Origin of the sequence: Leisingera coralii (assembly GCF_049056525.1) — a bacterium.
GTDB lineage: Bacteria > Pseudomonadota > Alphaproteobacteria > Rhodobacterales > Rhodobacteraceae > Leisingera > Leisingera coralii.
The window spans coordinates 1-17,999 of the sequence record NZ_JBHUPT010000095.1 but is presented as its reverse complement, the minus strand read 5'-3'; the positions used below and the strand labels follow the sequence as shown (position 1 = coordinate 17,999).

The following is a 17,999-nucleotide window of genomic DNA, read 5'->3' as shown; positions in this document are numbered from 1 at the left end:
CTTCAGGCTTGGGCCTTTTGCTCGCCATCTATGGTCCTCCGTTTCCTAATCATAGGGGCGGACCACTTCTTTGGGAGAGGCTCACTTTTCCTCGCCGTGATCGGCAGCAAGGCTGGACAGCATCTGGGCGAAGATGCCTTTGTCACTCCACCGTTTCCAACGATTGTAGAGTGTCTTATGCGGTCTGTATTCCCTGGGCGCATCGCGCCATCCTAACCCATTGCGATTGACAAAAATAATGCGGCTAAGGACACGCTTGCCGTCGACACGAGGCTTGCCGTGGGACTTCGGAAAAAAGCTCCAGACGCGCCATCTGGGCGTCGGTCAGCCAGAAAAGATCAGACATGTCACCGCTCGTTTTTCGAACCGTGAATCACGCCACCCACCGGATATCAATGGGGCCTGACCCTAGGGGTGTCAATCTTATCAGTTTAAGAAAAGTACTTTTTTCAGTCGACTACGAATAAAAGCACGTTCCGCCTCCGGCACCACTTCCCAAGCCTAAGCCATTGTGCCGCATCTGGTTTTGCTGGTTGCAGAGAAAGGCGCGACGCTTTGGGGAGTGCAAGTCTTGCCGCGTGCAGGCTGGAAGGCCTGATTGCGGTCCTGAACCGGTGTGACGCCGTAGAACTTGCGGTAGTGCAGGGTCAGGGTTGAGGAGCTGGCATAGCCGACCGCATGGGCGATGTCAGAAACCGAATCCCAGGAATAGAGCACCATTTGCCGGGCGGCCTTCAGGCGCTGGCGCCGGTAGTATTCGCCGGGGCTGAGGCCGGTGGCGGCGCGGAAACTGCGCTCCAGCTGGCGCGGGGAAATGCCGGCCATCTGCGCCGCATCGCGTATGCTGACCGGTGACTCGAGGTTCTCCGAGAAGATCGACATCGCCTCCTTCACGGCAGGCGGCATCTGGTCGACTGTCCGGTCGCTTTGCAGCACCGGGATCTTTTGCCGGGCGCTGCCGTTGCGGATGACCGGGTGCTGGAACAGGCAGGCTACCTCGTTCATGGCATCTGCGCCGAGGGCGTTGCCGATCAGCTCCAGCGACAGGTCGAACATCGCGGTGGCGCCGGAGACCGTATAAATATTGCCATCGCGCACGATCAGCCGGTCGACAGCCGTGCAATCGGGAAAGGCTGCCTCGAAGGCGCTGCGGTAGCACCAGTGGACAGTGCAGCGCCGCCCGGCCAGAAGACCGCTGCGGGCCAGCGGAAAGATGCCGCCGGAAACCGCGCCCAGGGCCACGCCGTGCCGGGCAAGGTACCGCAACCGGCCGGGGCCTGAGACCGGGTCTTCGAAATCACCTTCCGGGCCGGACAGAAGAAACAGGCAGTCGAAACCCTCTGCATTGGCGAGGTTTATGTCCGCGGGAAAAAGGACCCCGGCGGAAGCCTCTGCGTCCGCGCCCGTTTCCGTCACCAGAGCCCAGGTGAACACCTGATGCCCGGCGATTTCATTTGCGGCACGCAGCGGCTCCATTGCCGAGGTCAGGCAGGCCATGGGAAAGCCTGGAAACAGCAGAAAGCCAATGCGGGTATGGGGCGCGGGTCCGAAGTCGTTGGAATGGATCGTCATGGTTTTACTCCAGCCCTAGCGCTTCTTTCTTCGTTTTGGCCCAGGTGGTGACCAGATGGTCCACCATCAGCCCCATGAAGGCGACGGCGAGGCCCAGCACCAGCCCCTTGCCCACATCGGTGGAGGACAGCGCGCGCTGCATCTCCTGGCCCAGATCCTGGGTGCCGATGAAGGCAGCGATGATCACCATGAACAGCGAGAACATGACCGATTGGTTCACTCCGACCATGATCGTGGGCAGGGCCATTGGCAGGCGGACTTTCCATAGGGTCTGTGCCCTGGTGGCGCCGGACATATCGGCGGCCTCGATCAGGGTTTCCGGCACCTGGCGCAGGCCTTCGATGGTGTAGCGCACCAGCGGCACGGCGGCGAAGAGGACCACGGCTCCGATCACCGCCACGTCGTTCACGCCGAACAGCATGACCACAGGGATCAGGTAGATGAAGCTGGGGAAGGTCTGCAGCGTGTCGCAGATCAGCAGAGCGATGCCAGCGCGTTTCTCGTGGAACGATCCCCAGATGCCCAGCGGAAAACCAAGCACAGCGGCAATCGAGACGGCGACCACCACGGTATAGACCGTGATCATCGCGCGGTCCCACCAGCCGGACATGGCGATGAGGCCGAAGAAGGCGAGGCACACCAGTGCCGAGCGCAGGCCGCCGATGGCCCAGCCGGCGGCGGCCAGCAGCGCCAGCACGGCGGCATAGGGCATCCACAGGAAGGCATCGCGGATCGGGATCAGCACCCAGGTGATCAGGAACCAGCGCAGCCATTGGGTGACGGGGTCGATCAGGACGATGAACCAGTCGGCAACCGCGTCAATCGGCTTGGAGATGGTGAAGGCGTCCCGGCGGCCGATCTGGTCCATCAGCGGGATGAACTGTGCCAGCACCAGGCAGGCCAGAGACAGGCCAAGGCCCAGCAGCAGGAACTTGTTGCGGACGGCAAAGGAGGTGCCTTTCTCGAAATGCTCGGGCTGTTTGGTGGCCCAGGCCTTGGTGCAGCGGTCGAGCATGACGGCCAGCAGAACGATGGTGATACCGATTTCGACGGAGCGGCCGATCTTCAGCGCCTGCAGCAGTTGCAGCAGTTTCTGCCCCAGCCCCGGCATGCCGATGAAGCTGGCCAGAACCACCATGGCGAGGCATTGCATGATGACCTGGTTGACGCCCACCAGGATCTCGGTCCGGGCGGTTGGAATACGCACATGGCGCAAAAGCTGCCAGCGGGTGGAGCCGCACATATGGCCGCTTTCGATCACCTCGTGTGGAACCTTGCGAAGGCCGAGCAGCGACATGCGGATCATCGGCGGCACCGAGAAGATGATGGTGACAATCGCGCCCGCCTTTGGGCCGACGCCGATGAAGACCACGACCGGGATCATATAGGCGAAATGCGGCAGGCTTTGCGCGATGTTGAGGATGGGGTTCAGGATCCGCTCGAAGGTCTTGGAACGCCAGGCCAAGATGCCCATGACGAGGCCGAACAGGATCGAGAACGGGGCGGCGACGACGATTACGGAAAGGGTCTCCATCGCCCATTTCCACTGCCCCATGACAGCGATCCAGACAAAGGTGCCGCCGGTCAGAAGCGACAGCCGCCAGCCTTGCAGCGCGTAGCCGATGACAAAGCCGATGCTGGCGATCACGGTCCAGGGGATCGGGCCGATGCGGGGCCAGCGGTTCTTGCCATAGAGCAGGTTTGCGGTCACATCGAGCAGCCACTCGACCCCATCTGCAAAGGCGCGGGTCAGGTAGAGAAGGCCCAGATCATCGCGGAGAAAGGCAAAGACCGCATTGATCCAGTCGGCAAAGGGCAGCACCAGCCAGTCCGGCGGGCGAACCAGCCCGGCAGGCAGAACAGAGTTGCCAACGGCCAGCAGGCAGGCCGCGGCGAAGATCGCCCAGCCGGTCTTGGCGCGTGTCCAGGTGTGGGATTTTCCGGCAAGTATCATGGTTTGGTCCGTCATGATGCCTCTCCCAGCAGCACGTCGAGGGCTTCCTGGCGGCTCATTGCGCCGATCAGGCTGCCGGCCTGATTGGCGACGGGCAGGAAGTCGCGGTTGTCATTGACCAGCAGGCGGGCCAGTTCGGAGATGGTCTGCTTCTCACCTACAGCCGAGCCGGTCAGGCTGTGGCCGTTCACCTCGCGCGCCAGAACACCGGCATGCACGACGCGGGATTTCTCGATTTCCTCGGTGAACTTGGCGACATATTCGGTGGCCGGGTTCAGCACGATCTGATCCGGGGTGGCGCATTGCTCGACCACGCCGTCCTTCATGATGGCGATGCGGTCGGCGAGGCGAAGGGCCTCGTCGAAATCGTGGGTGATGAAGACGATGGTCTTGCCCAGCATCTCCTGCAGGCGCAGGAATTCGTCCTGCATCTCGCGGCGGATCAGCGGGTCCAGCGCGGAGAAGGGCTCATCCAGGAACCAGATGTCGGGTTCGATCGCCAGGCTGCGGGCAATGCCGACGCGTTGCTGCTGGCCGCCTGACAGCTCGCGCGGGAAATAGTCCTCGCGGCCCGAGAGGCCCACCAGTTCAATCACTTCCAGCGCGCGGGCGCGGCGTTCGTGGCGGTCCTGGCCGCGCATTTCCAGCGGGAAGGCGACGTTGTCCAGAACCGTGCGGTGCGGCAGCAGGCCGAAGCTCTGGAACACCATGCCCATCTTGTTGCGGCGCAGATTGATCAGTTCTTTCTCGGACATTTCGCCGATGTTCTGGCCTTCGACCCGGACCTCGCCGCCGGTGATGTCGATGAGCCGCGACAGGCAGCGCACAAAGGTCGATTTGCCGGAGCCGGACAGCCCCATGATCACCAGCATCTCCCCCTTGGCAATATCCAGGGAAACGTCGCGCACGGCAGCGATGTAGCCGGCCTGGCGGATTTTATCAAAGCCCGGGTTGCCGGTCAGCGACTTCAGGTACTGTTCCGGATTGGCGCCGAACAGCTTCCAGACGTTCTTGCAGGAAATGACGGGGGTGGCGGCGGTCATGGCTTAACTTTCTTTTGCAAAGACGCCGGGGCAACGGACCGCCCCGGCTGGTTGGCGGGACGTGCGGAAATCAGGACCCGGTCCAGGGCTTCCAGAGGTCCTCATTGGCCTCCAGCCATTCAGCAGCCGCGTCCTCGGGTTCCATCTCGTCAATGTCGACCAGCTTGGCCATCTCGGCGATCTGCGGGTTTGTGAAGCTGATCTGGGTCAGCGTTTCATAGGCCGCCGGCCACTTGTCCTTCATACCGTCCCAGGCGGCTTTCTTGAGGTAACCATTTGCCGGGTTGCCGCAGTCATAGGTGGCGTCCGGGTTCGGACCGACAGAGGGGTCCTTGTCACAGCCGTCTTCCCATGCCGGGAACTCGACAAATTCGCCCGGCCAGACGGCCTCGGCAAAGTTCGGGGTCCAGTTGAAGATCACCACCGGCCGCTTGGTTTTCTCCGCCGCGGCCACTTCGGCCCAAAGCGCCGAAGCCGAGCCCGCGTTCACCACGGTGAAATTCATGTCCAGCGCCTCGACCCGCTCTGCATCATGCTTGAGCCAGTCGACGGGACCGCCCAGGAAGCGGCCTTTGTCGCCGGTCTCGGGCGTAGCAAATACGGCAGCGCAGTCGTTCAGCGCTTCCCAGCTTGGCAGGCCGGGGCAGGCCTCCTTGGTCCACATCGGGTACCACCAGTCCTCGCGGGTGACGGCGTTGTGGTCGCCCGCATCATGCAGTCCGCCCTTCGCCAGCGCCTCGTTGAATGACTTGCCAAAGGCGCCTTCCCAAACCTCCAGTTCCAGCGTGACGTCGCCCAGGCGCACGGATTCATAGACCGCCTGGCTGTCGGTCGAGACATATTCGACGTTGTTGCCCATAGACTCGAAGATCTGGCCGACGACGTGGCTCATCACTATCTGGCTGGACCAGTTGTGGACCGGGATTATGATCGGGTCCGACGAGTCCTCTGCCAGTGCCATCGGGGCCGCCATCGTCATGGCCGCTGCGCTGGCCAATAGGTATTGCCGGTATTTCATGTGTGTCTCCCTGTTGTCGCAGCCCGGGTCCTGATGGCCTGAGCCTTTGTCGCGGTGTGAAAGCCTGGCTTTCGGGAGAGGAGGCTAGGCAGCAGATGTGAACAGGTCAGCCCGGCGGGATGAACAGACTGGCAGTTCATGTTAAAATTTGTTAACCGGTGGGAAATATCGCGAAGGGCACCGCAGTCATGGCGCATATATTGATCATCGAGGACGAGCCGGTCACGCGGGCCACCCTCGCCAGCTATCTGGATGCGCAAGGGTATGAAGTTTCTCAGGCCGAAACTGCGGAAGTGGCTGAGAAAATTCTGGAGGACCAGGAGGTTGATCTCCTGCTGGTCGACATCAACCTGCCGGGCAAGGACGGGTTGCAGATCACACGCGAACAGCGTGCCAAGTCCGAGATGGGGATCATTCTGGTAACCGGCCGGGATGATGAGATCGACCGTATTGTCGGGCTGGAGCTCGGCGCGGATGATTATGTCTGCAAGCCCTTCAACCGGCGTGAACTGCTGGCGCGGCTCAAGAACCTGCTGCGGCGGACAGCGGACATCCGGCGCCTGTCCCGGCGTATCTACAAGTTCGGCAAGTTCCAATTCGACGTGGCGGCGCGGCATTTGCAGACCGTTGAGGGCGACAGCATTCCGCTGACCCGGGCCGAGTTCGAAGTGCTGGATATGCTGGTCAGCCGGGCGGGGGAGGTGGCCTCGCGCGATGCGCTGATGAGCCGGGTCACCCACCGGCAGTACGGTGGCAACCCGCGCACCGTGGATGTGCTGATCCGGCGCTTGCGCGGCAAGCTGGAGGAGGATCCAGGCAACCCGCGGGTGATCACCACCGTTCACGGCGAGGGTTATGTCTTCACGGCGCCTTTGAGCTGATGTCTTCGCAATCGCGCAGCACTTTTGCCAGCGTGTTCAAGACCTGCGGTGCCAAGCGGTTCAGCGCGTCCAGCTGATCCCTGGCTCCGGACAGGTCGCCGTTTCCGGCCCGTTTCTCGAGTTCAGACAGCAGTGACACCAGATCCCGCTGGCCGAATGTTCCAGCGGCCCCTTTGGCGCGGTGCGCGTCCTTTGCCAAAGCTGCAAAGTCCTTGGCTTCCAGCGCGTCGCTCATGCGGGTGAGGCTTTGCGGCAGCTCGCGCTCGAACATCCGTGCGATGTCCAAGGCTTGTGCCGCGCCAAGGTCCTGCATGTTTTCCTGCATCTGCTGCTTAAGGCGTGCATGGCGATCTGTCTGACCGGGGGCCGTGTGCCGCGCGGAAAGGTAAATCGCACCGTCGTGGCCCCGCATGACGCTGTCCAGGGCTTTGGCCAGGCGTTCGGGTGAGACCGGCTTGGCGACAAAGCCGTTCATGCCGGCCTGCAGGTGGGTTTCGATCTGTTCCTCCTGAACATGCGCAGAAATGCCTATGACCGGCAGCTTGACGAGCCGCGGATCGGGCAACGCCCGCAAGCGGCGGGTGGCCTCGGTTCCGCTGATCCCCGGAAGGTTCACATCCATCAGCACGAGGTCGAAACCGGAGCCCGGCAGCAGCTCAAGCGCCTCCTCCGCACTGCCAACGCATTGGCAGCTGTGGCCCATGCGCTCCAGATAGCCCCGGGCGACCATTTGATTGATCTCATTGTCTTCGACCACCAGCACGGACAAGGCGTTTTCAGATTGCGTCACCGGGGCTGGCGGCTCCTCTGGTGCCAGGTCAGCCGGATCACCGGGTTCCAGCTCCAGGGCGAGGGTGAAAACGGAGCCCACGCCCTTGGTGCTTTCCAGCGAGAGCCGGGCACCGATGGCCCGGGCAAAATGCCTGCTGATCGCAAGCCCCAGACCAGTGCCGCCGAACTTGCGGGCGGTATCGGTGTCTTCCTGTTCGAAGGCCTCGAAAACCCTTAACTTGGCCTCGTCCGAGATGCCCTTGCCGGTGTCGCTTACTTCGAAAGTCACCCGGTGATGCCCGCCGGTTGCGTCGTTGGACCGGATCCGCAGGATCACCTCGCCCGCATCAGTGAATTTCAGCGCATTGGACAGGAGGTTGAACAGGATCTGCCGCAGCTTGGCGGCGTCGCCTTGCACTACATCAGGCACAGCTTCAGGCGCGTCGAGCCAGAGGTGGACGCCCTTGGTATCGGCACCGGGCCGTAACAGCACGACAATGTCGGTCACCAGTTCGCGCAGCGAAAAGGTTGTGATCTCAGGCTTCAGCGCTCCGCTTTCGATTTTTGAGTAGTCCAGGATGTCGTTCAGGATTTTCAGCAGGTTCTGGCCGGAAGTCAGCGCTGCCCGCAGCCGTTCCATCTGCGGCGGGGGCAGGCCATCGTCCGAGAGGCTGCGCAGCATCCCCAGCACCCCGTTCATCGGTGTGCGGATTTCGTGGCTCATCATGGCGAGGAATTCGGATTTCGCCTGATCGGCCGCCTCCGCCTTTTGCCGCGCTTCGTCGTGGGCTTCGACCTCCTCCCGTAGGCGTTCGGTCTGCTCATTCACCAGGGTTTGCAGGTTGTTGCGGTGCTCCCTGAGCTCCTGTTCGTTGCGGTCCCGCACCCGTTCCAGTTCCAGCTTTTCGATTGCTTGCTGGCGGAAGACTTCGACGGCCCCCTCCATGCGGGCGATCTCATCCCGGCCCCTAGGCCGCACCGGGTGGTCCAGCTGGCCGCGCATCAGCGCCGCCATGGTGCCGGAGAGCCGGTTGAGGCGGCGGGTGATGCTGCCGCGCACATAAAACCACAGCACCGCCAGCGACAACACAAAGCCGGCAGCTGCGGCAAAGCCGTTGCGCAGCTGTGCCTGCTGCACGTCGAATGCGGCGTCATTGCCCGACCGGATTGCACGGGCCTGCGCCTGATCAGCCACGGAAGCGGCTTCGTCGCCCAGGCGCAGCGCCGTGTTCTGCAGTTCCTGCTTGAGGGCGGTTATGCGGTTTTCGGTGGCGAGAATACGGTCCCGCAGCACGAAAAGCCCTGTTTCGGCATCCGGAACACTCTGCAATTGCGCAGCGTAGCCTTCGGCCTGCTGGCGCCGGCCGGGGTCGCGAATGGCCTTGACCCGGCGTGCAACGATCCGCAGGCGGCTGATGAGCGACGCCTCAATCTCGCCCAGCTCGGTTTCGCTGGCGGCGTCTTCGATCCGGTTGATCAGCAGCCCGATTTCCGCTGTCTGCGAGCGCAGCTCGAACATCAGCCCCAGCTGGAACAGGTCGACCTCGATCAGTTTGTCCAGCGTGTCGGTGCGTGCTTGCTCTTCAGCCGGGGAGGATCCGGGGCCGTAAAGGCTGGAGATCACTGCGGTGGTGCCCATCTCGGCATTGGCCACCAGGGTATCTGCCATGCTGAGCAGATTGTTCGCAGCCGTCAGGTTGTGCTCAGCGAGCTGCTTAAACTCCCCGTGCAGGGAAATGCGGGCCTCAACCAGATTGTTCAAAAGGGACAGCACGCGGGCGGCATCGGTCACTGTTGCCCGCAGCCGCGCCGAGCCCGTTCCGCCCGCCTGCTCCAGCGCGTCCAGCCGCCGGGTCAGAGCCTCAACCTGATCCGCCAGAAAGCGGGCACGGTTTTCCCGTTCAGCCTGCGAGGAAACTGCAGCCAGTTCGGGGGCAATCGCGATGATGCGGGTGCTTTCCTCCGCCATGCCGCGCACCTCGGCGATGGCGGGAATGGTCTGGCTGATCACCTCTGCCTGGCGGTGCGCAAGCGTCCTCAATTCGATCAGCCCAAGGATGCCGGCAAGGGTCGGGAGGCCCGCAATGACGATGAATGCGAGGCTCAATTTACCGCCGAGTCCGAGCTTTCCAAACATCCCCGAACTTTCGCGCGCATTCGCTTGCGGTGCAATTTTGAATTTCCCTTTTGTATCCCGCTGCCTATCTTCGGCGGCAGGAAGGAGTTTTCATGCGCGCAGTCTGGTTCTTCGTACTTGCGGTGCTTTGCACACCGGCAGCCGCGGATTCCTGGCGCCTGCAGATGCCCAGAACCCCGTTCGATTATGAAAGCGGCTATGCCGCGGCGGATTACCACCCGCTGGAAAAGGCCGCTCAAGCGTGGCGGTTGTGCGTTGCTTACCCGCATTTGAAAGACGCCTACTGGCTCAGCGTCAATTACGGCATGGTCGCTGAGGCGGCTCGGCTGGGCGTCTCCTTCCAACTGGTCGAGGCGGGGGGCTATCCCAATCTGCAACGGCAGATCCGTCAAGTGGAAGATTGCGTGGCCGCGGGGGCGGATGCGCTGATCCTTGGCACGGTGTCGTTCGGCGGGCTCACCAGCACGGTTGAACGGATCTCGGCTTCGGTTCCGGTGATTGCTGCGGTGAACGACATTGCGGATGCCGGGATCACTGCCAAGGTGGGCGTGTCCTGGACGGACATGGGGGCCGTGGCAGGACGGGTCATCGCAGAGCGTCATCCCAAGGGCACTGCGCCGGTAAAAGTTGCCTGGTTCCCGGGGCCAGAGAAAGCGGGCTGGGTGAAGTTTGTGGAACAGGGCTTTCGCGCGGCGCTGGAGGATAGTTCGGCGGTAGTTGCGGTGACAAAATACGGAGACACTGGCCGGGAAATTCAGGTGCGGCTGGTTGAGGAGGCGCTGGATGAGGTCGGGGATCTCGACTACATCGCCGGATCCGCACCGGCAGCCCAGGCCGCCGTCTCGGTCTTGCGTGCGCGGGGATTGCAAGGCAGGGTGCAGGTGGTTTCTGACTACATGACCCACGCCGTTTACCGGGGCGTGCTGCGCGAGCGTATAATTGCGGCGCCGACGGACTTTCCCGTTCTTCAGGGGCGGCTGGCAGTTGAAATGGCTGTCCGGGCAATCGAGGGGAAGTTGCGTGTGAAACATGCAGGGCCTGAGATCATGGTTTTCGATCAGAACACGATTGGTGCTGATCTTCTGGAGCAGTCTTTGGCGCCAGCCAGTTTTGTACCGGTGTTTGATTTTCAGCCGCAGCAGTGACTTGGCTTTGAACCGCGAAACGGCGGCAAAGGCGGTTTTGTTGACCCGAAACACTCAATCCAGCATCCTTGAACACAGCGTGCCGGCTGCCAGGTTGCTGCCGGCAGATCATCCGCGGCGGTCATGACAGTGAGGCCTGCCCATGCCAAAGGCGCAGCAGAAAGGATATGTGCTGGATACCCACCGGCTGTGCGATCCGGCGCAGACGCTGGCAGCCGTCAGACCGCATCTTGCTGAGATGGGCATCACCCGCATCGCCAATCTGACCGGACTGGACCGGGTTGGCCTGCCAACGGTGATGGTGACGCGGCCGAATTCCCGCTCCGTTGCAGTGGCGCTGGGCAAGGGGCTGACGCTGGAGGCGGCGCAGGCCTCGGGCGTGATGGAGGCGGTCGAGACCTGGCACGCCGAGCGGATCGCGCGGCCGTTGCGCGTGGCCAGTTACGCCGACCTCCAGAAGGAGGCACTGGTCGCCGATGTCGAGCGCCTGCCGCGGGTGACAGGCGGCAGCTTTGATCCCCACGGCCCGATGCTGTGGGTGGAGGGCGAGGATCTTGTCTCAGGGCAGCCGCATTGGCTGCCCTTTGAAATGGTGGACACCGACTATACGGGCCGGCCTTTAGGCGGGCAGGGGGCCTTTCCGCGCACGACAAACGGGCTCGCCTCCGGCAACAGCCTGGCAGAGGCCACATGCCACGCCATCTGCGAAGTGATCGAACGGGATGCGATCACCCTGTGGCACCAGGTTTCACCAGGCGCGCGGATTGACCCGGCGGCAATCGAGGACCCGCGCTGCCGCGAAGCGCTGGAACGGTTTGAGAGAGCAGGCCTGCAGGCAGGTATCTGGAACATCACCTCGGACATCGGCGTGGCGGCGTTTCATTGCATGATCTGCGAGCACGGGGCGCGGCCCGGGCATATCGGGATCGGCAGCGGCTGCCATCCGGACCGGGGCATTGCTCTGCTGCGGGCACTGACGGAGGCGGCGCAGACGCGGCTGACCTATATCTCCGGCGCCCGCGACGACCTGGACCCGGAGGAGTTCACGGCGCAGGCGTCCACTGAACGCACGCAATTTGTACGGCGGCTGCTGGACCAGACAGTGGCAACTGCCCGTTTTGAGGAGTGCCCGGACTTTTCGTCACCATCCTTTGAGGAAGACTTGTCCTGGCTTCTGGGCAGGCTGGCCGGAGCCGGTATTCGGCAGGCTCTGACAGTGGATCTGTCCCGTCCAGGCTTGGATGTCGCGGTGGTACGTGCTGTGATCCCGGGGCTGGAGGCACCGCATGACGATCCTGATTTTGTACCGGGACCGCGGGCACTCGCGGCGCGGGAGGCTTTGTCATGACAGCGGTGGTCTTTGCTGGCCCGACGATCCGGGCAGACGAGGTGGAAGTATATTTTGAGGCAACGGTTCTGCCCCCGGCCGGCCAGGGCGACATTTACAGGGTTGCCCGGCACGGGGCAAAGGCCATTGGCCTGATAGACGGGTATTTCGAAGGTGTGCCCTCCGTCTGGCATAAGGAAATCCTTTGGGCGCTGGAGCAGGGCATCGCGGTGTTCGGCAGTGCCAGCATGGGGGCGCTGCGAGCGGCTGAGCTGTCTGCTTTCGGTATGATAGGCGTGGGCAGGATTTATGAGGCCTACGCCAATGGCTCGGTAATTGACGACGATGAGGTGGCAGTGCTGCACAGCCCGGAGGAACTGGGCTTTGCGCCGCTAAGCGAACCGATGGTCTCTATCCGGGCTACGGTTGCGCGAGCCGCCAGCGAGGCGGTGCTGGACGCGGATCAGGCGGCGGCCTTGCTGGACGCCGCCAATGCGCGGTTTTACCAGCACCGGGTCTGGGATCAGATCCTGGCGGATTTCCAGGCTGCATCCTGGTGCGATGGGTTCAAAGCCTGGCTGAAATCCGGGCGGGTGGATGCCAAGCGGGATGATGCGCGGGAAATGCTGGTGCAAATGGCGGCGTATCTCAATGGCGGGCGCGAACCCGGGCTGGCATCGCCGCAAAAAGTTGAGCGCACGCTGGCCTGGCAGGCACTGGTCCGGCGTATCGAGGCGGAGGCGCACCGTTTGCAGGCGGAGGACCGGCGGGTTCTGGATGAGCTGCGGCTGGACCCTGAACGCTATGAGGAGTTCCGGACCCGCGCGCTCTTGCGCCACTTGGCCTTGCAGGAGGCCGGCAAACAAGGCCGCACAGTGGAACGGGAAACGCTGGCGGCGCAAATGTCGGCGCACCGCGAGGCGCTGGGCCTGTTCAGCAGCAGCAGCCTGCGCCGCTGGCTGAAGGGCAACGGGCTGTCCGCGGCGGCCTATGAGGATTGGCTGGGTGAAGCGGCCCTTACTGGGACCGTGGCGGGCACCCTGAACGGCCAGTTGGCCCCGCATCTGCTGGCGGAACTGCGGCAGGCGGGCGCCTATTCCGGACTGAAGTCGCGAGCCGTGTCAAAGGAGCGCTGCCTGGAGGCGCAAAACCCGCCGTCCGGGCCCGTGCCCGAGCCGGAGCGTCTGCCACTGACGGTCTGGTACTTTGAAACGCTGCTTCAGCGGGACATCCCGGACAGGCTGGACGAATACCTGGAGTCACTTGGCTGCCGCGGCCGTGATGAATTCTTTGAGCTGATCCAGCGTGAATTCATGTATCATCAGGGGTGCAAAACACGGCCGGCGCAAAAAGACCGGAAGTAGGCAGGGCAATCGGCAAGGCCCCCGCAGGACGGGAGGACCGCATGGACGACCCTTATGAAATGGCGGAGGAAGCGCCGGGAACGCGCTTTCTGCTGTTTCCGCAGTCTCCGTTCCGGACGGCGGAGCCGGAGCTGGAACTGGTTGAGATTTCCGCGCCCCCCGGCTCACTGGGGCCGGGACCGTCGGGGCCGCGGATGTATGTGGTTAATCCGATGGGCAAGACCATTCCCTTTGGCGCCATCGTCCCGGGACCTGACGGGCCGGGGATGTACCTGCCGCCCTGGCACGGTGAGGTGCATCCGCCGCCGGAACCGGATGAAGATGGCCACTTTATCCACATCCCGCCCTCAGACCCCGGTTTCGAGGCGGCGCATCTGTTTGCCTCCGCCCATTTCACCCTGGATGTATGGGAAGAATACTTCGGGCATCCGATCCCCTGGCATTTCGCCCGCGACTATGACCGGCTGGAACTGTCCCTGCTGCCGAGCCTGGACAACGCACACATCGGCTGGGGCTTTCTGGAAACCGGCGGCACCAGCGAGCACGGCGGCGAATACCGCGCCTACAGCCTGAACTTCGACGTGGTCGCGCATGAGGTTGGCCATGCAATCATCTACAGCATTATTGGAATGCCGCTGTCCGAGGATGTGCCGGGAGAATATTACGGGTTTCACGAATCCGCGGCGGACATGGTGGCGCTGATCGCCTCGCTGCATTTCGGTTCTGTGGTTGAGGAGCTGCTGGAGAGCACCAGGGGTAATCTGTACACCTTCAATCAGCTGAACCGCTTCGCTGAGCTTGCCGGCAATGCCCAGATCCGGATGGCGGCCAATACCAGGACTTTGCAGGAGTTCGCGCGGGGCTGGAGCAGCGAGCATGCATTGTCGGAACCGCTGACCGGCGCGATGTTCGATATCCTCGTCGATATCTTCCACGAAAGGCTGCTGGTGCATGGGCTGATCACGTCGGAAATGGAGGATCTGTCCGACCAGCTGGAGGACACTCCCTATTACAGCGATGTCATGCAGGCGCTGTTTGATGCGCGCTACGCCCTTGATCCCGAGGGGTTCCGCATCGCTTTGCTGGAAGCACGCGATTTCCTGGGCGCCTACCTGGCGGCAGCCTGGAGCATGCTGGAGGCGGAAACCCTCACCTATGCCGCAGTCGGTGAGGCGCTGCTGGCCGTTGACCGCGAAACAACCGGAGGCGCTTTTTATACGATCATCGAAGGCAACTTCAGGATGCGCGGGATTGGCCTGTTTCAGGCCGGACCGCGCCTGGCCGAGGCGGACGAGGACAGCCACGCGCATTCGGTGCGGACACGCGTGCCCGGCGTGTGATTTGCCGGTAAGCTGTAAATTCTATTCATCCTGTGTTAATTTCTGCCTTAGGGGGACTTTTCCGGAAATGAGGCCTGCACGTTTTGGGGCCGGGGTATTGCGAGAAGATCTTCTGGTGTGTGTTCCATAGCCACAGGAGTGAGTAAGGTGGCAGAGACGTTACTCAGTTTTTCAGAAGTGTTACTGTTCGGACGGCTGGTCGAAGACCTGAAAATCAAGAAGGTGAACCGCAAGGGGCGGCGGGCTGGCAACGGATTCCTGGCCAGGCAGCTCGCGGACAAGAAGGATCCGAGATTTGCCCGGATCTACGGGTTTGCCTATGAAGGCACCTTCTACCAGCTGCCGGAACCGGTGATCCTGCTGGTGCATGGCAAGGGCAGAGACGCCTTCACCGATTGCGGGGGGCTTTCAACGGCGCCGCTGGATCCGTCCAAGTCCGGCGTGGCGGCTGCCGATTTCCAGATGTCAGCTGATGTCATGTACTGGGAATATGATAAGGCCGATTTCACCATCCGCATGGACTTGATGACCGGCATGTTTGAGCAGGTTCTGCTGGATGTTTATTCCGATACCGGGCCTGCCATCAGCGGCGCCAAGGTCAGCGGCGCCAAGGTGAGCGGGGCCAAAGTCAGCGGTGCAAAAGTAAGCGGCGCCAAGGTCAGCGGTGCCAAGGCCCGCGGTTCTGGCGACTGACGCCGCCGCTTGAACAAGGCTAGTTTTTTGGCAGCGGCAAACGCGACCTTTACAGTGCGGCCTTGACTGCAAGCCGGGCGGCCCTCGTCAGAAACCTGCCTTCTTCAACCCTTCGACGAAATGCTGGGTGTCCTCTTCGAGCCGGTCGGGCTGCACCTTGGCCCAGCGTTCCAGCGAGAAATTCGGGTGCGCCTCGTGGTGCCTGGCCGCCATGTCGCGGGCCTGGTCCATCTTGCCCAGCTGCGCATAGCTGGCGGCAAGCATGCGCTGGCCTTCGGTCGGGTTGTTCATCTTCGTCAGCGTATCGATGACTGCATCATATTGCTTGAGATTGTAATAGGCGCCGCCCAAGTGCCACAGGTACTGGTCTGGAAAATAAGGGTTGAGCCGCATCGCCTGCTGCAGGTTTCCGATTGCGGCTTCGTTATCACCGGAATGGGCCAGCGCATCGGCGTAGTCCGACAGCAGGTCTGCATCATTCGGGTTCAGCGCCAAGGCGCGCCGGTAGGCACCGATCGCCGCATCATGCTCTTTGCGGTACAGATGCACAAAGCCCAGCTCGCCAAAACCGCGGGCGTCGGTCGGATCCAGCTCCACCGCACGTTGCGCATAGGACAATGCTGTGTCCAGCGCGTGCTCGGCATCCTTGGCCCAGGAATAGCGCCAATCGATATTCAGTGTCCGGGAGAGCGCGGCAGAGGCTCGGGCATAGTCCTGGTCGCGGGCCAGGGCACGCTCATACAGGGTTTGTGCTTCGCGGTTGTCCTGCCGCGTGTAGCGGAAGATATATTGCTGACCGCGCAGCACGTAACCATAGGCGGCCAGGTCGGCAGGTGCCGTCTGCGCCATCCGCATGCGTTCCTGGGCCTCGATCAGCACGGCGGTTGCGGCCACGATGGCGTCGGTCACCTCGTCCTGGATGGCAAATATGTCGTCGATATTGCGGTCGTACCGTTCCCCCCAGATGGTGCGGCCGGTCTCCGCATCGATCAGTTCAATGGCGATTCGGATCCGGGCGGCCGCCCGCCGGACGCTGCCGCGGGCAACATAGCGCACCCCCAATTCCCGTGCGGCCTCCTGTGGCGGCATGGTGCTGGCCTTGAAAAAGAAGGCGGAATTGCGGGCAATGACAAAGAGGTTCTTGAACTTGGACAGGTTCAGGATGATGTCTTCTGTCAGCCCGTCGGCAAACCAGCTGTCGGACTGGTCGCCGCCCAGGCTGGTAAAGGGCAGCACGGCCACCGAAGGGATGCCGGGCGGCGGGCGGTGCGCGGGCTGGGTCTCCGGGCGCCGGGTTGCAGCCATTGTCGCACCTGCAACTTCGCTGCGGACGCAATAGGCCGCGACCGGTTCGGCAATGTTCTTGAGCCGCTGCGGGCCAAGGAATTCGAACCCGAAGCGCAGCCGGTTTCGGATCTGCTCATAGACTGATGCGCTGACAAAGACCCGGCCCGGTTCGGCGATCTCCTGCAGCCGTGCGGCAATGTTGACGTTATCCCCGTGGATGCCGCGGTCATCGACCAGGATTTCACCCATATGCACACCGGCGCGGAACCGGAGGTGCTGGTCCTCCGGCCGTGCGTTGTTGCTCTGTTCAGCAATGCGGTGCAGCTCGACGCCAAACTCCACGGCATTGGTGGCAGTTTCAAACAGGGCCAGAACCCCGTCGCCACGGACAGCCACCACTTGCCCGTCATGCGCCTGGCAGGCCGCCTCTAGCTGTTCCAGGAGGGATTTCAGGGCACTGTACGTGTCGATCTCATCATTGCCCATCAGCCGGGCATAGCCGACGACGTCGGCAAACAGCACCGCACCAAGCTGGCGCCGGACCGTTGTTGTCTCGCTATGGCCGCTCACAAGCTGTCCTCCTCCTGTGAGTGCGTATTGGGGCCGCTGGTTTCGCCGCTCATTCTGCCGGCGGGTTTGCCGGACCGGGCGGCCAGACCCATCCGTCAGCCTCTGCACCACGGAAGCTGACACGCGGGCTGGCGCCGAGTTCCTGCGCCAGCGCTTTGCGGCTGGCGTCCCATTCCTCCCGCAGGAGGCCGACAGTAATCATGTCAAAAAACCGGCCTTCTGCGAACCATGCCGCCCGCATCCTGCCTTCGGTTGCAAAGCCCGCACGCGCTGTCAGCTGTTCACTGCGGGTATTGTCGGCCCGGTAGTACGATGTAACGCGATTTAGCCCGATCTGCCGGAAGGCAAAGTCCAGAAGCAGAGCCATGGCCCGGATGCCGATGCCCTGTCTGCGCCTGGATTTTTCAATTAACATCGCAATAACGGCATCACGGTTCACCGCAGAGATGTTCTCGAGGCCCGCGATACCGCACAGCTCCCCGCCTTCCTCGGTGAGGGCAAACCAGCACTTGCCGGCATTTGCCCCGGCGTCGCCAATGGGGCCCCAGGCCTGTTCAATTCCGGACGCGGTCAGAGGAATGCGCGTTGAGCGGTCGAAACGTGCCAGGTCGGCAATGTTCTGAAGCCAGTCTGCGGCTGTTGCGAGGTCCGCTGTTTCCAGCGGCCGGAGCTGAAAACCTTCTGATTTCCGGTCCGGCATCTGCCGCCCCCTTTGGTTTGCAACACGCGCCTTTCCAGATGCCAGAGCTGACCGGAAAAGCGCAGCTTCAGACTTATAACACATTTCCGGCCAGCCTTGGCGTGTGAAGGGGCTGGGGCATCGGGCCGGCCTGCAGGTTAAGAAATTCGGTGACAGCTGTCTTTTGGGGTTGCGACTCCCCGGTGCTATGATTAAAC

Annotated in this window: 13 protein-coding genes and 1 pseudogene; 6 read left to right on the top strand and 8 right to left on the bottom strand. The window is 62.5% G+C overall.

The window, feature by feature from the left end; all coding sequences use genetic code 11:
* Nucleotides 1-84: 84 nt before the first annotated feature.
* The 5 genes and pseudogenes from ACFMBG_RS22900 to ACFMBG_RS22880 all read right to left on the bottom strand — a co-directional run.
* Nucleotides 85-346, bottom strand: a pseudogene (locus tag ACFMBG_RS22900) (transposase); the annotation flags it as partial.
* A gap of 155 nt (nt 347-501) precedes the next feature.
* Nucleotides 502-1,572 carry a GlxA family transcriptional regulator gene (locus ACFMBG_RS22895; protein ID WP_421056971.1) on the bottom strand — a complete coding sequence of 357 codons (1,071 nt, stop codon included), beginning with the start codon at nt 1,570-1,572 and terminating at the stop codon, nt 502-504.
* Nucleotides 1,573-1,576: 4 nt separating this feature from the next.
* Nucleotides 1,577-3,541, bottom strand: coding sequence for an ABC transporter permease (locus ACFMBG_RS22890; protein WP_421056970.1), 1,965 nt, complete (start codon nt 3,539-3,541; stop codon nt 1,577-1,579).
* A complete protein-coding gene (locus ACFMBG_RS22885; protein ID WP_421056969.1) occupies nt 3,538-4,569 on the bottom strand; it encodes a quaternary amine ABC transporter ATP-binding protein in 1,032 nt (343 codons plus the stop codon). Before ACFMBG_RS22885 ends, ACFMBG_RS22890 begins: the two co-directional genes overlap by 4 nt.
* A gap of 70 nt (nt 4,570-4,639) precedes the next feature.
* Nucleotides 4,640-5,587, bottom strand: a complete 948-nt coding sequence (locus ACFMBG_RS22880) for an ABC transporter substrate-binding protein (RefSeq protein WP_421056968.1) — start codon at nt 5,585-5,587, stop codon at nt 4,640-4,642.
* A 188-nt stretch (nt 5,588-5,775) separates the two neighbouring features.
* On the opposite strand from ACFMBG_RS22880, the gene ACFMBG_RS22875 reads away from it, so the two are divergent.
* Nucleotides 5,776-6,468, top strand: coding sequence for a response regulator (locus ACFMBG_RS22875; protein WP_421056967.1), 693 nt, complete (start codon nt 5,776-5,778; stop codon nt 6,466-6,468).
* On the opposite strand, the gene torS is transcribed toward ACFMBG_RS22875, so the two are convergent.
* Nucleotides 6,449-9,346, bottom strand: coding sequence for a TMAO reductase system sensor histidine kinase/response regulator TorS (torS, locus tag ACFMBG_RS22870; RefSeq protein ID WP_421056966.1), 2,898 nt, complete (start codon nt 9,344-9,346; stop codon nt 6,449-6,451). The two genes, ACFMBG_RS22875 and torS, sit on opposite strands and share 20 nt — an antisense overlap.
* An 80-nt stretch (nt 9,347-9,426) precedes the next feature.
* On the opposite strand from torS, the gene torT reads away from it, so the two are divergent.
* The 5 genes from torT to ACFMBG_RS22845 all read left to right on the top strand — a co-directional run bounded on the left by torT (nt 9,427) and on the right by ACFMBG_RS22845 (nt 15,245).
* Entirely contained in the window at nt 9,427-10,521 is a 1,095-nt protein-coding gene (torT, locus tag ACFMBG_RS22865; RefSeq protein ID WP_421056965.1) for a TMAO reductase system periplasmic protein TorT, read from the top strand.
* A 142-nt stretch (nt 10,522-10,663) separates the two neighbouring features.
* Nucleotides 10,664-11,869 (top strand): YcaO-like family protein, encoded by a 1,206-nt coding sequence (locus ACFMBG_RS22860; protein WP_421056964.1) that lies wholly within the window; start codon nt 10,664-10,666, stop codon nt 11,867-11,869.
* Complete coding sequence (locus tag ACFMBG_RS22855) at nt 11,866-13,212, top strand: TfuA-like protein (RefSeq protein ID WP_421056963.1); 1,347 nt, start codon at nt 11,866-11,868, stop codon at nt 13,210-13,212. Before ACFMBG_RS22860 ends, ACFMBG_RS22855 begins: the two co-directional genes overlap by 4 nt.
* Before the next feature lie 41 nt (nt 13,213-13,253).
* Nucleotides 13,254-14,552 (top strand): gluzincin family metallopeptidase, encoded by a 1,299-nt coding sequence (locus ACFMBG_RS22850; RefSeq protein ID WP_421056962.1) that lies wholly within the window; start codon nt 13,254-13,256, stop codon nt 14,550-14,552.
* Between the two features lie 147 nt (nt 14,553-14,699).
* The gene (locus tag ACFMBG_RS22845) at nt 14,700-15,245 is read left to right on the top strand and encodes a hypothetical protein (RefSeq protein ID WP_421056961.1); all 546 of its coding nucleotides are present in this window, start codon (nt 14,700-14,702) and stop codon (nt 15,243-15,245) included.
* Nucleotides 15,246-15,332: 87 nt separating this feature from the next.
* Here the strand turns inward: ACFMBG_RS22845 and ACFMBG_RS22840 are convergent, their stop codons facing one another.
* Together ACFMBG_RS22840 and ACFMBG_RS22835 are read right to left on the bottom strand one after the other, a co-directional pair.
* Nucleotides 15,333-17,102 (bottom strand): adenylate/guanylate cyclase domain-containing protein, encoded by a 1,770-nt coding sequence (locus tag ACFMBG_RS22840; protein ID WP_421056960.1) that lies wholly within the window; start codon nt 17,100-17,102, stop codon nt 15,333-15,335.
* A gap of 49 nt (nt 17,103-17,151) precedes the next feature.
* Nucleotides 17,152-17,802 (bottom strand): GNAT family N-acetyltransferase, encoded by a 651-nt coding sequence (locus tag ACFMBG_RS22835; RefSeq protein ID WP_421056959.1) that lies wholly within the window; start codon nt 17,800-17,802, stop codon nt 17,152-17,154.
* Between the last annotated feature and the right edge of the window lie 197 nt (nt 17,803-17,999).